At 61.6% G+C, this 12290-nt stretch carries 13 protein-coding genes; 7 read left to right on the forward strand and 6 right to left on the reverse strand.

What is annotated here, in order from left to right; genetic code table 11:
* Positions 1–24: 24 nt before the first annotated feature.
* Positions 25–582, forward strand: coding sequence for a DNA-3-methyladenine glycosylase I (locus ACZZZ4_RS09050; RefSeq protein ID WP_463547666.1), 558 nt, complete (start codon positions 25–27; stop codon positions 580–582).
* Between the two features lie 41 nt (positions 583–623).
* Positions 624–1511, forward strand: a complete 888-nt coding sequence (locus ACZZZ4_RS09055) for a lysophospholipid acyltransferase (protein ID WP_039757181.1) — start codon at positions 624–626, stop codon at positions 1509–1511.
* A gap of 51 nt (positions 1512–1562) precedes the next feature.
* On the opposite strand, the gene ACZZZ4_RS09060 is transcribed toward ACZZZ4_RS09055, so the two are convergent.
* From ACZZZ4_RS09060 to def, 5 genes are read right to left on the reverse strand one after another with little or no spacing between them, the layout of a single operon-like run.
* Complete coding sequence (locus tag ACZZZ4_RS09060) at positions 1563–1877, reverse strand: tetratricopeptide repeat protein (RefSeq protein ID WP_463547667.1); 315 nt, start codon at positions 1875–1877, stop codon at positions 1563–1565.
* A gap of 56 nt (positions 1878–1933) precedes the next feature.
* Positions 1934–3310, reverse strand: a complete 1377-nt coding sequence (trkA, locus tag ACZZZ4_RS09065; protein WP_016772381.1) for a Trk system potassium transporter TrkA — start codon at positions 3308–3310, stop codon at positions 1934–1936.
* A gap of 21 nt (positions 3311–3331) precedes the next feature.
* Entirely contained in the window at positions 3332–4642 is a 1311-nt protein-coding gene (gene rsmB / locus ACZZZ4_RS09070) for a 16S rRNA (cytosine(967)-C(5))-methyltransferase RsmB (protein WP_463547668.1), read from the reverse strand.
* The gene (gene fmt, locus ACZZZ4_RS09075) at positions 4639–5598 is read right to left on the reverse strand and encodes a methionyl-tRNA formyltransferase (RefSeq protein WP_463547669.1); all 960 of its coding nucleotides are present in this window, start codon (positions 5596–5598) and stop codon (positions 4639–4641) included. The genes rsmB and fmt overlap by 4 nt, the downstream gene beginning before the upstream one ends.
* A gap of 56 nt (positions 5599–5654) precedes the next feature.
* Positions 5655–6161, reverse strand: coding sequence for a peptide deformylase (gene def, locus ACZZZ4_RS09080; protein ID WP_016772378.1), 507 nt, complete (start codon positions 6159–6161; stop codon positions 5655–5657).
* A 159-nt stretch (positions 6162–6320) separates the two neighbouring features.
* Between def and ACZZZ4_RS09085 the strand changes: the two genes are divergently transcribed.
* The 4 genes from ACZZZ4_RS09085 (at position 6321) to ACZZZ4_RS09100 (ending at position 10069) form a co-directional block, all read left to right on the forward strand.
* Positions 6321–7346, forward strand: coding sequence for a LysM peptidoglycan-binding domain-containing protein (locus ACZZZ4_RS09085; protein ID WP_463547670.1), 1026 nt, complete (start codon positions 6321–6323; stop codon positions 7344–7346).
* Positions 7347–7430: 84 nt separating this feature from the next.
* Entirely contained in the window at positions 7431–8528 is a 1098-nt protein-coding gene (dprA, locus tag ACZZZ4_RS09090) for a DNA-processing protein DprA (protein WP_463547671.1), read from the forward strand.
* Positions 8529–8583: 55 nt separating this feature from the next.
* Positions 8584–9141, forward strand: a complete 558-nt coding sequence (gene tsaC / locus ACZZZ4_RS09095) for an L-threonylcarbamoyladenylate synthase type 1 TsaC (protein WP_463547672.1) — start codon at positions 8584–8586, stop codon at positions 9139–9141.
* Positions 9142–9361: 220 nt separating this feature from the next.
* Positions 9362–10069, forward strand: a complete 708-nt coding sequence (locus ACZZZ4_RS09100; RefSeq protein WP_463547673.1) for a hypothetical protein — start codon at positions 9362–9364, stop codon at positions 10067–10069.
* 177 nt (positions 10070–10246) lie between these two features.
* Here ACZZZ4_RS09100 and ACZZZ4_RS09105 read toward each other — a convergent pair whose 3' ends face one another.
* The gene (locus ACZZZ4_RS09105) at positions 10247–11224 is read right to left on the reverse strand and encodes an NADPH:quinone reductase (protein WP_463547674.1); all 978 of its coding nucleotides are present in this window, start codon (positions 11222–11224) and stop codon (positions 10247–10249) included.
* A gap of 150 nt (positions 11225–11374) precedes the next feature.
* Here ACZZZ4_RS09105 and hemF point away from each other — a divergent pair, with 150 nt between their 5' ends.
* Complete coding sequence (gene hemF / locus ACZZZ4_RS09110) at positions 11375–12289, forward strand: oxygen-dependent coproporphyrinogen oxidase (RefSeq protein ID WP_463547675.1); 915 nt, start codon at positions 11375–11377, stop codon at positions 12287–12289.
* Position 12290 lies beyond the last annotated feature (1 nt).

A 12290-nucleotide genomic window follows, 5' to 3' on the forward strand; every position in this document is an offset into this window, starting at 1 on the left:
TGCTGCGCACGCCCCTGGAGCCTTATGCCACGCTGCTTTTGGTGTACCGAAGATCCGCTGTACATGGCTTATCACGATCAGGAGTGGGGCACGCCGCTACGCGATGCGCAGGGTTTGTTCGAGTTGCTTTTGCTCGAAGGGTTCCAGGCCGGGCTGTCGTGGATAACCGTGTTGCGCAAACGTGAGCGCTATCGCGAGGTGTTGTTCGGCTTCGACGTGCAGCGCGTGGCGCAGATGAGCGACGCCGAGATCGACGAGCTCATGCTTGATCCGGGCATCATCCGCAATCGCCTGAAACTCAACGCCGCCCGGCGCAACGCCCAGGCGTGGCTGGCGCTGGAGGATCCGGTGGCATTTCTGTGGTCGTTCGTGGGCGAGCAACCGATCATCAATCATTTCAAGGATCGCAGCGAAGTCCCGGCGATCACCCCGGAAGCGCTGGCGATGAGCAAGGCGCTGAAAAAAGCCGGCTTCACCTTCGTCGGTCCGACCATTTGCTACGCGCTGATGCAGGCCTCGGGCATGGTCATGGACCACACCCAGAATTGCGACCGCTACGCGCAGCTTGCCAACGCCGGTTAGAATGCCCGCCTCGCGCACAGCACAAAGATCAGGAGTGACCTGTGGAAAAGTTTAAAGGCGCCTTGCTGGTAGGCGCTCTGCGGCTGTTTGCCCTGTTGCCATGGCGGGCCGTGCAGGCCGTGGGTTCGGCGATCGGCTGGATCATGTGGAAAACCCCCAACCGTTCCCGCGACGTGGTGCGGATCAACCTGTCCAAGTGTTTTCCCCAGATGGATGCGGCCGAACGTGAGCGTCTGGTCGGGCAGAGTCTGAAGGACATCGGCAAGTCGCTGACCGAAAGCGCCTGCGCGTGGATCTGGCCGGCGCAGCGCTCGATCGATCTGGTCCGTGAGGTCGAAGGTCTCGATGTGTTGAAAGACGCGCTGGCTTCGGGCAAAGGCGTGGTCGGCATCACCAGCCACCTCGGCAACTGGGAAGTGCTCAACCACTTCTATTGCAGCCAGTGCAAACCGATCATTTTCTACCGTCCGCCGAAGCTCAAGGCAGTGGATGAATTGCTGCGCAAACAGCGCGTGCAGCTGGGCAACAAGGTCGCGGCGTCGACCAAGGAAGGCATTCTCAGCGTCATCAAGGAAGTGCGTAAGGGTGGTGCCGTGGGCATCCCCGCCGACCCGGAGCCGGCCGAATCCGCCGGGATTTTCGTGCCGTTCTTCGCCACTCAGGCGCTGACCAGCAAATTCGTGCCGAACATGTTGGCCGGCGGCAAAGCGGTCGGGGTGTTCCTGCATGCCCTGCGCCTGCCTGACGGCTCGGGCTACAAAGTCATTCTCGAAGCCGCGCCAGAAGCGATGTACAGCACCGATACCGCCGAGTCCTGCGCAGCCATGAGCAAAGTGGTCGAGCGTTACGTCGCGGCGTATCCGAGCCAGTACATGTGGAGCATGAAACGCTTCAAGAAGCGTCCGCCTGGTGAGGCGCGCTGGTACTGAGCAACTTCGCTTGGGTGACGGTTAAAGCAGACGCCTTGGCCCGTCTGTAGCTCAAAGCGCCTGCCGCTCGAGCTTCTTCAGGAACACCGTCATCTCCTTCTCGGCCTGTTTGTCACCGTGGGCGCGGGCGGCTTCCAGGCCCTGTTCCCAGGCCTCACGCGCAGCGGCGTGATCGCCTAGCGCCAGCTGCGCCTTGCCCAGCAGCTTCCACGCCGCCGAGTATTTCGGGTCGAACGCGACACAACGCTGAAAATGCTCGGCAGCCTTGGCGTTTTCGCCCAGATCCAGATACCCCTTACCCAGGCCGAAGCGCAACAAAGCGTTATCCACACCCTTGGCGAGCATTTTTTCCAGGGATTCGAGCATTTTTTGCAACCTCGTTTGAGTGATCGTTCCCACGCTCCGCGTGGGAACGATCAACCTCAGAAAAAGCTCAGCCCCACATGAAACAGCTTCTCCACATCGCGAATATGCTTTTTATCCACAAGGAACAGAATCACGTGGTCGCCCGCTTCGATCACCGTGTCGTCGTGGGCGATGATCACTTTCTCGTTGCGGATCACCGCGCCGATCGTGGTACCCGGCGGCAGACCGATCTTCTCGATCGGTTTACCAATGACCTTGCTCGACTTCGCATCACCGTGGGCAATCGCCTCGATCGCTTCCGCCGCGCCGCGCCGCAGTGAGTGCACGCTGACGATATCGCCTCGGCGCACGTGGGCGAGCAAGGTGCCGATGGTCGCCAGTTGCGGGCTGATGGCGATGTCGATGTCGCCGCCCTGGATCAGGTCGACGTAGGCCGGGTTGTTGATGATCGTCATGACCTTCTTCGCCCCCAGCCGTTTGGCCAGCAGCGAGGACATGATGTTGGCTTCGTCATCATTGGTCAGGGCGAGGAAGATATCGGCGTCGGCGATGTTCTCTTCCAGCAGCAGGTCTCGGTCCGAAGCGCTGCCCTGCAGCACCACAGTGCTGTCGAGCGTGTCGGAGAGATAACGGCAACGCGCCGGGCTCATCTCGATGATCTTCACCTGGTAACGGCTTTCGATGGCCTCGGCCAGGCGCTCGCCGATCTGCCCGCCACCGGCGATGACGATGCGTTTGTAGGTCTCGTCGAGGCGGCGCATTTCGCTCATCACTGCGCGAATATCCTCACGGGCAGCGATGAAGAAGACTTCGTCATCCGCCTCGATCACCGTGTCGCCCTGGGGCAGGATCGGTCGGTCACGGCGAAAGATCGCTGCAACGCGGGTTTCGACATTCGGCATGTGCTCACGCAACTGGCGCAATTGCTGGCCGACCAGCGGCCCGCCGTAATAGGCGCGCACCGCCACCAGTTGCGCCGCGCCTTCGGCGAAGTCGATCACCTGCAGGGCGCCGGGATGCTGGATCAGGCGCTTGATGTAGTTGGTCACCACTTGCTCGGGACTGATCAGCACGTCGACCGGAATCGCCTCGTTCTGGAACAGTTGCTCCTCGCGATTGAGGTACGACGCTTCGCGCACCCGGGCGATTTTCGTCGGGGTATGGAACAGCGTGTGCGCGACTTGGCAGGCGACCATGTTGGTTTCGTCGCTATTGGTCACCGCCACCAGCATGTCGGCGTCATCGGCACCGGCCTGACGCAGCACCGACGGCAGCGAGCCACGGCCCTGCACGGTGCGGATGTCGAGGCGGTCGCCGAGGTCGCGCAGACGCTCGCCGTCGGTGTCGACCACGGTAATGTCGTTGGCCTCGCTGGCCAGATGTTCGGCCAGCGAACCGCCGACCTGTCCCGCACCGAGGATGATGATTTTCATCCAGTCACTCCATGAATCCGTTTAGCCGCGCGCGGCAGCGATCTTGATCAGCTTGGCGTAGTAGAACCCGTCATGTCCGCCCTGCTGGGCCAGCAATTGGCGACCGTGGGGCTGCTTGATCCCGGCCGCGGTGGCCAGATCCAGTTCCCGCGCACCGGGTGTGCGTTCGAGGAACGCGGCGATGACTTCGGTGTTCTCGGTCGGCAGCGTCGAGCAGGTGGCGTAGAGCAGGATGCCGCCGACTTCGAGGGTCTTCCACATGGCATCGAGCAGCTCGCCTTGCAGTTGCGCGAGGGCGACGATGTCGTCGGGCTGGCGGGTCAGCTTGATGTCCGGATGGCGGCGGATCACCCCAGTGGCCGAGCAAGGTGCATCGAGGAGGATGCGCTGGAACGGTTTGCCGTCCCACCATTTATCGATATCGCGACCGTCGGCGGCGATCAGTTCAGCGTTGAGGCCGAGGCGCTCAAGGTTTTCCTTCACCCGCACCAGACGCTTGGCTTCCAGATCCACTGCCACCACGCCGGTCAGCGCTGGCTCGGCTTCGAGGATGTGGCAAGTCTTGCCGCCGGGTGCGCAGCAGGCGTCGAGCACCCGTTGCCCCGGCGCCAGATCGAGCAGGTCGGCGGCCAGTTGCGCAGCTTCATCCTGCACGCTGATCCAGCCTTCGGCGAAACCCGGCAGGCTGCGCACGTCGGCAGCGGCTTCGAGGACGATGCCGTCGCGGCTGTAAACGCATGGCGTCGCGGCAATCCCGGCTTCGCCCAACAGCGCCAGATAAGCATCGCGGCTGTGATGGCGGCGGTTGACCCGCAGGATCATCGGCGGATGCGCGTTGTTCGCTGCACAGATCGCCTCCCATTGTTCCGGCCAGAAGGCTTTCAGGGATTTTTGCAGCCAGCGCGGGTGTGCGGTGCGCACCACCGGATCGCGTTCCAGTTCGGCGAAGATCGTCTCGCTTTCGCGCTGGGCATTGCGCAGCACGGCGTTGAGCAGACCTTTGGCCCAAGGCTTTTTCAACTTGTCGGCACAACCGACGGTTTCGCCGATGGCGGCATGCGCGGGCACGCGGGTGTAGAGCAATTGGTACAGACCAACCAGCAGCAAAGCCTCGACGTCAGCGTCGGCGGCTTTGAACGGTTTCTGCAGCAATTTTTCCGCCAGTGCCGACAGGCGTGGCTGCCAGCGCGCGGTGCCGAAGGCCAGATCCTGAGTGAAGCCGCGATCTCGGTCCTCGACCTTGTCCAGTTGCGTCGGCAGAGAGCTGTTCAGCGAGGCCTTGCCGCTGAGCACAGCGGCGAGAGCCTTGGCGGCGGCCAGACGCGGGTTCATTGCGCGTCCACCGCTGCGCCGAGCACGCTGCCGACGGCGAATTTCTCGCGACGGCTGTTGAACAGGTCGCTGAAGTTCAGCGCCTTGCCGCCGGGCAATTGCAGGCGGGTCAGGCACAGCGCTCGTGCACCGCAGGCGACAATCAGGCCGTCCTTGCTGGCGCTGAGGATTTCACCCGGAGCGCCATTGCCGTCGGCCACGGTCGCGGCCAGCACTTTCAACGCTTCGCCATTGAGCGTGCTGTGGGTGATGGGCCATGGGTTGAAGGCGCGGACCAGACGTTCCAGCTCCACCGCCGGACGGCTCCAGTCGATTCGAGCCTCGTCTTTGTTCAGCTTGTGCGCATAGGTGGCGAGTTCGTCGTTCTGCACCTCACCTTTCAGGGTGTCGGCAGCGAGACCGGCAATCGCCTGCACCACAGCGGGCGGCCCCATCTCGGCGAGGCGATCATGCAGGGTGCCGCCGGTGTCCTCAGCAGTGATCGGGGTGACCACTTTGAGCAGCATCGGCCCAGTATCCAGGCCGGCTTCCATGTGCATCACGGTCACACCGCTTTCGGCATCGCCGTGTTCGACCGCGCGCTGGATCGGCGCCGCACCCCGCCAGCGCGGCAGCAGCGATGCATGGCTGTTGATGCAACCCAGACGCGGTATATCCAGCACCGCTTGCGGCAGGATCAAACCGTAGGCGACCACTACCAGCAAATCCGGCTTCAGCGCAGCCAGTTCGGCCTGGACGTCGGCATTGCGCAAGGTCGGTGGCTGCAACACCTGGATATTATTTTCCAGGGCGAGTTGTTTGACCGGGCTCGGCATCAGTTTTTGCCCACGGCCGGCCGGGCGATCCGGCTGGGTGTAGACCGCGACGATCTCGTACGGGCTGCTCAGCAGGGCCTTGAGGTGTTCAGCGGCGAATTCCGGGGTACCGGCAAAAACAATGCGCAGTGGCTCAGTCATGAAAGGCGTCTCATAAAAGAAAAAGGCTTGCCGCAGCAAGCCTTTGAAGAGGGGCATCAAGCGTTCTGGCGGTGCAGCTTTTCCAGCTTCTTCTTGATCCGGTCGCGTTTGAGCGTGGACAGGTAGTCGACGAACAATTTGCCGTTGAGGTGGTCGCATTCGTGCTGGATGCACACCGCGAGCAGGCCTTCGGCGATCAGCTCATAGGGCTTGCCGTCGCGGTCCAGGGCCTTGATCTTGACCTTTTGCGGGCGGTCGACGTTTTCGTAGAAGCCTGGTACCGAGAGGCAGCCTTCCTGATACTGATCCATCTCGTCGGTCAGCGGTTCGAACTCGGGGTTGATGAACACCCGTGGCTCGGTACGGTCTTCGGACAGGTCCATGACGACGATACGTTTGTGCACGTTGACCTGGGTCGCGGCGAGGCCGATGCCCGGCGCTTCATACATTGTTTCAAACATGTCGTCGACCAACTGGCGCACTTCGTCGTCCACTACAGCCACTGGTTTGGCGATAGTGCGCAGACGCGGGTCCGGAAATTCGAGGATGTTTAAAATGGCCATAGGCTTCGATTGCTGCACACGTTGAGTAAAGTCGGGTCGATGGCCTGGCGGGTCCGAGGATGCAGGCTACCGTTGTGAAGCGTAGCTTCTGAAAAACAGAAGCGAGCCACGGGGGCTCTGACGATTCACGCGAATGCACATGATAAAGGGATTCACTGCATGAGGAAAACACTACTCGCCCTGCTGCTCCTGGCTTCGGCCGGCGCCGCACAAGGGCAAGTGCAACTCAAGGACGGTTTTCCACAGCAATACACGGTGGTTTCCGGAGATACCCTCTGGGACATTTCCGGCAAATACCTGCGCGAGCCGTGGCAATGGCCACAACTGTGGCGGGCCAACCCGCAGGTCGAAAACCCCAACCTGATCTACCCCGGCGACACGCTGACCCTCAGCTACGTCAACGGCCAGCCGCAACTGACCGTCAATCGGGGCGAGTCGCGCGGCACCATCAAACTTTCGCCACGAATCCGCACCAGCCCGGTGGCCGAGGCGATTCCGAGCATTCCGCTGAAATCGATCAACAGCTTTCTGCTGAGCAATCGCATCGTCGACAAGGCCGAAGATTTCGACAAGGCGCCTTACATCGTCGCCGGCGATGCCGAACGCGTGCTCAGTGGTACCGGTGACCGCATCTTCGCCCGCGGCCATTTCGATCCGGAGCAACCGGTGTACGGCATCTTCCGCCAGGGCAAGGTCTACACCGACCCGCAAACCAAGGAGTTTCTCGGCATCAACGCCGACGATATCGGTGGCGGCGAAATTGTTGCCAGCGAAGGCGACGTCGCCACTCTCGCCCTGCAACGCACCACCCAGGAAGTGAGACTCGGTGACCGCTTGTTCGGCGGTGAAGAACGTTCGATCAATTCGACTTTCATGCCCAGCGCGCCGAAGCGTTCCATCGACGGGCTGATCATCGATGTACCGCGCGGCGTCACGCAGATCGGTGTGATGGACGTGGTCACCCTGAACAAGGGCAAACGAGACGGTCTGGCCGAAGGTAATGTCCTGGCGGTGATGAAAACCGGCGAAACCGTGCGTGACCGGATCACTGGCCAGCCGCTGAAGATCCCCGATGAACGCGCCGGCCTGCTGATGGTGTTCCGCACCTACGACAAACTCAGTTACGGCCTGGTCCTCAATGCTTCACGCTCGCTGGCGGTGCTCGACAAGGTGCGAAATCCGTAAGCTTGCTTAACAAGTTACCAACAGAGTTATCCACAGCTTGTTCCGAATGGTTCGGAGCATAGAACGATCAAGGATGATCCATTCATGTTGTCTGTCAGTACGGCCATTTCCCCGGCGGAACTGGAAGCGCGTCTGCGCCTGCACCGCATGCCGGATATCGGCCCCAAGCGTTTCGCCAAACTGCTCGAAGCCTTCGGCTCGGCGTCGAAAGCCATCAGCGCGCCAGCCAGTGCCTGGCGCTCGCTGGGGTTGCCGGCGAACTGTGGCGAGGCAAGGCGCTGTCCGACGGTGCGTGACGGCGCCAGCCACGCAATGCGCTGGCTAGAGCACCCCGACCAACATTTACTGATGTGGGACCAAGCGGATTATCCAGCGTTGCTGGCACAAATTCCCGATCCGCCGCCACTCCTGTTCGTTGCCGGCGATCCGTCGATTCTGGAGAAACCGCAGCTGGCGATGGTCGGTAGCCGTCGCGCTTCGCGTCCCGGGATGGACACGGCGGCGGCGTTTTCCCGCAGTCTGGCCGGGGCCGGTTTTGTCATCAACAGTGGTCTGGCGCTGGGCATCGATGCTGCTGCCCACCAGGCTGCTCTGGATGTTGGTGGCTTGACCGTGGGTGTGCTCGGCACGGGGCTGGAAAATTTTTATCCACAGCGCAATAAACGCCTGGCTGAGGCGATGATTGCCTCGGGCTGCGCGGTGCTTTCCGAGTTTCCGCTGGACGCCGGGCCGAGCCCGAGCAACTTTCCCCGGCGCAACCGCATCATCAGCGGGTTGTCCCTCGGCGTGCTGGTGGTCGAGGCCAGTGTTGCCAGCGGCTCGTTGATCACGGCGCGGCTGGCAGCCGAACAGGGCCGCGAGGTTTATGCGATTCCGGGCTCGATCCATCACCCCGGCGCGCGCGGTTGTCACCAGTTGATTCGCGACGGGGCGGTGCTGGTGGAGACTATCGAACATATCCTCGAAGCCCTGCGCGGCTGGCAGCAGCCGCTGTTATCCACGGCGGCGGCGCAGGCCGATCACCCGTTGCTGGCGCTGCTGCACGCGGCGCCGCACACCAGCGAGGCCCTGGCCGCAAGCTGCGGCTGGGCACTGCCGAAAGTGCTGGCGGCGCTGACCGAGCTGGAGATCGACGGCCGCGCGGTGTGCGAAAACGGTCGCTGGCTGGCGCGGACAAGCTAGGTTTTACGAGGAAGATCGGTAAACTGCGCGAAACCTGTTTGTGGAGAGTTTTTTCATGGTCAACAGTTGGCGTGTGCAACAAGCCGCGCGTGAAGTTCGCGCCGGCGCGGTGATTGCCTATCCAACCGAAGCCGTCTGGGGGCTGGGTTGCGACCCGTGGAATGAAGACGCAGTGGACCGCTTGCTGGCGATCAAGAATCGCTCGGTCAGCAAAGGTCTGATCCTGGTCGCGGACAACATCCGTCAGTTCGATTTCCTGTTCGAGGACTTCCCGCAGGACTGGATCGACCGCATGGCCAGTACCTGGCCGGGGCCGAATACCTGGCTGGTGCCGCATCAGAACCTGTTGCCGGAATGGGTCACAGGCGTGCATGACACCGTGGCGCTGCGGGTTAGTGATCACCCGCAAGTGCGCGATTTGTGCTCGCTGGTCGGGCCTTTGATTTCGACTTCGGCCAACCCACAGGGGCGACCGCCAGCGCGCACGCGTTTGCGCGTCGAGCAGTATTTCCGCGGGCAAGTCGATCTGGTGCTCGGCGGCAGCCTTGGCGGGCGCAAGAACCCCAGCGTGATCCGCGACCTCGCCACCGGTAACGTCGTTCGTCCTGACTGACGCCATTCTTTTTATTTTTGCGGACTCCTCGGCGCTATTGCCGAGGAGTTTTGCGCATGCCAGCGATTGATTCCGGTGTCTGTTTAAAACTTATCCGATGCCATTGTTCTTTCATGCGTCAGACGAATCTTTGGGTCTGCAATATCTGTAAGTTTTCCCACGTGATTATCAGAACACGCGCAGTGGCGAGATTTTCAAAAGCAACCATTCTTCAGTGTGCTTGAAGCAACTTCGAAATGTTAATGGCTGCGGAGAAGTAATGGATATTACGGATTTACACCTCAAGGATTATCTGCAGGGCTTTCAGGAAACACTCAAGAATCAACGGGCCGAGTATCGTGTGGCCATTCTTGAGGCAGGGTCGGATGCCGGGGAGTTTGAACGCTTCATCAATCGACAGTTTCGCCTGCGATTGCAGCATTACATGCTCACCTCCAGAGCCCGGGCGCTGGAGACCCGATTGGCGATTACCTCACGCAGTACGCACTTTTTGTTGTATCAGCGAGATCAGCTTATTGCGGTGCTGCGGGCAACCCCGGCGCCCTTCGAATGGGCCTCACTGGCCCAGCACCATGTTTCTCCCACAGTGGCATTGGCGCGCCACGTCGAGTTCAGCCGCCTGATCACCCATTCCCAGCAGCACCGGCCGGTGTCGGTAAATGGTCTGCTTGCCACTGCGGCGGAATGGGCGATCGATCGCGGATATCAGGGAGTGACAGCCTTGTGCAGATCGCCACAGCGGCAACTGTATCAGCGCTTCGGCCTGACACCGATTGCTTCGCAGGCAATGCATATCGAGCAACGTGCCCGGGGCGATTATTGGCTGTTGTCTGCCGAATGGCGGCAAGTGTTGATGGCCCTGGATCAGCCTGTGAACATGAACGCGCATCAGCCGGAGTATCGTGATGAATACAACCGCCAGTATTGATCCGCCAGTGATTGAAGAATGGGCTGAGAAATGGCTTGTATATGAATCCAGGAAGTTGCGCAGGAAGTTTGCAGGGCGTAGGCCGGCAGCGAAGAAACTTCACCGCAAGATGTATTTGATATAGCTGCAAGATACTCGGCGAACTCATGGAAGAGTTCGCCGAGTATCCACTTGGAATTACGGCAACAGAATCGTCGAACCGGTGGTGCGCCGTGCCGACAGTTCGGTTTGCGCTTTCGCCGCATCCGCCAATGCATGGCGCTGGCTGATGTCGACCTTCAGTTTGCCGCTGATGATCATCTCGAAAAGCTCGTCGGCCATGCGCTGCAGGTTCTCGGCGTTGTTGGCGTAGGTCGCCAGTGTCGGCCGGGTGACGTACAGCGAGCCTTTGGCGGCGAGAATGCCCAGATTGACGCCGTCGACCGCGCCCGAAGCATTGCCGAAGCTCACGACCAGGCCACGTGGGGCCACGCTGTCCAGGGATGTGAGCCAAGTGTCCTTGCCGACACCGTCGTACACCACCGGGACTTTCTTGCCGTCAGTCAGTGCCAGCACGCGCTCGGCCACGTTTTCATGGCTGTAGTCGATGGTGGCCCAGGCGCCGTTGGCCTTGGCCAGTTCGGCTTTTTCCTTGGAGCTGACGGTGCCGATCAGCTTCACGCCCAGCGCTTTGGCCCATTGGCAGGCCAGCGAGCCGACGCCACCGGCTGCGGCGTGAAACAGAATGGTTTCGCCGCCCTGCAGCTCGTAGGTCTGGCGCAGCAGGTACTGCACGGTCAGGCCCTTGAGCATGACCCCGGCGGCCGTTTCAAAACTGATTTGATCGGGCAGGTGCACCAGATTGTCCTGCGGCAGAACATGCAACTGGCTGTAGGCGCCGAGCGGGCCGCTGCCGTATGCCACGCGATCGCCGACCTTGAACCGGGTGACGCCGCTGCCCACCGCTTCGACGATACCGGCGCCTTCCGAACCCAGGCCAGAAGGCAACGTGGGTGGCGCATAGAGGCCGCTGCGGTAATAGGTGTCGATGAAGTTCAGGCCGATCGCCTGGTTGGCCACGCGCACTTGGTTCGGTCCGGGCGCCGCCGGTTCGTAGTCAACATACTCGAGCACTTCGGGACCGCCGTGGGCGCGGAACTGGATACGCTTTGCCATCTGCCTGCTCTCCTTGGGTCATCGGTAAGCCCCCTATCCAACTCCCCTGCTTGATCTTCGTCAACTGCGGCGCGCCGGTCCGCGATGGTATGCTACGCGCCCATTTGCGCCGCCCGCCTGCCGGGGCGCCGCCCGATTCAAGGTGAAGCCATGACGACCCGCACCGACGCCGTAAAGGCCTATCTGCTCGATCTGCAAGACCGCATCTGCGCAGCACTGGAAACCGAAGACGGCGGCAAAAGCTTCGCCGAAGACGCCTGGACCCGGCCGGCGGGCGGTGGCGGTCGCACCCGCGTGCTGGAAAACGGCACGCTGATCGAAAAGGGCGGCGTCAACTTTTCCCACGTATTCGGCAGCGGCCTGCCGCCCTCGGCCAGCGCCCATCGGCCGGAGCTGGCCGGGCGCGGTTTTGAGGCACTCGGCGTGTCGCTGGTCATTCACCCGCACAACCCGCATGTGCCGACCTCCCACGCCAACGTGCGCTTTTTCATCGCTGAAAAAGAAGGTGAAGAACCGGTCTGGTGGTTCGGCGGCGGTTTCGACCTGACCCCGTATTACGGCGTCGAGGAAGATTGCATTCACTGGCACCGCGTCGCCGAGCAAGCCTGTGCGCCGTTTGGTGCCGACGTCTATCCGCGGTACAAGGCCTGGTGCGACACGTACTTCCACATCAAGCACCGTCACGAGCCACGCGGTATAGGCGGCTTGTTTTTCGATGATCTGAACGAGTGGGACTTCGACACCAGTTTCGCCTTCATGCGCGCCATCGGTGACGCCTACATCGAGGCCTACCTGCCGATCGTGCAGCGGCGCAAGAATGACGCCTTCACCGCTCAGCAGCGCGAATTCCAAGAATTCCGTCGTGGCCGCTACGTCGAATTCAACCTGGTTTACGACCGTGGCACCCTGTTCGGCCTGCAGTCGGGCGGCCGTACCGAATCGATTCTGATGTCGCTGCCGCCGCAAGTGCGCTGGGGTTATGACTGGAAGGCCGAGCCGGGCAGCGAAGAAGCGCGCCTGACCGAATACTTCCTGCAGGATCGCGACTGGCTGGCCGAGGCCTGAG

This window comes from Pseudomonas sp. AC252, from assembly GCF_979258105.1.

Coding starts and splice junctions, on each gene's coding strand:
- ACZZZ4_RS09050 (WP_463547666.1), top strand. CDS start 25: ATGCCACGCTGCTTTTGGTGTACCGAAGATCCGCTGTACATGGCTTAT.
- ACZZZ4_RS09060 (WP_463547667.1), bottom strand. CDS start 1,877: ATGCTCGAATCCCTGGAAAAAATGCTCGCCAAGGGTGTGGATAACGCT.
- trkA (WP_016772381.1), bottom strand. CDS start 3,310: ATGAAAATCATCATCCTCGGTGCGGGACAGGTCGGCGGTTCGCTGGCC.
- rsmB (WP_463547668.1), bottom strand. CDS start 4,642: ATGAACCCGCGTCTGGCCGCCGCCAAGGCTCTCGCCGCTGTGCTCAGC.
- fmt (WP_463547669.1), bottom strand. CDS start 5,598: ATGACTGAGCCACTGCGCATTGTTTTTGCCGGTACCCCGGAATTCGCC.
- def (WP_016772378.1), bottom strand. CDS start 6,161: ATGGCCATTTTAAACATCCTCGAATTTCCGGACCCGCGTCTGCGCACT.
- ACZZZ4_RS09085 (WP_463547670.1), top strand. CDS start 6,321: ATGAGGAAAACACTACTCGCCCTGCTGCTCCTGGCTTCGGCCGGCGCC.
- dprA (WP_463547671.1), top strand. CDS start 7,431: ATGTTGTCTGTCAGTACGGCCATTTCCCCGGCGGAACTGGAAGCGCGT.
- tsaC (WP_463547672.1), top strand. CDS start 8,584: ATGGTCAACAGTTGGCGTGTGCAACAAGCCGCGCGTGAAGTTCGCGCC.
- ACZZZ4_RS09105 (WP_463547674.1), bottom strand. CDS start 11,224: ATGGCAAAGCGTATCCAGTTCCGCGCCCACGGCGGTCCCGAAGTGCTC.
- hemF (WP_463547675.1), top strand. CDS start 11,375: ATGACGACCCGCACCGACGCCGTAAAGGCCTATCTGCTCGATCTGCAA.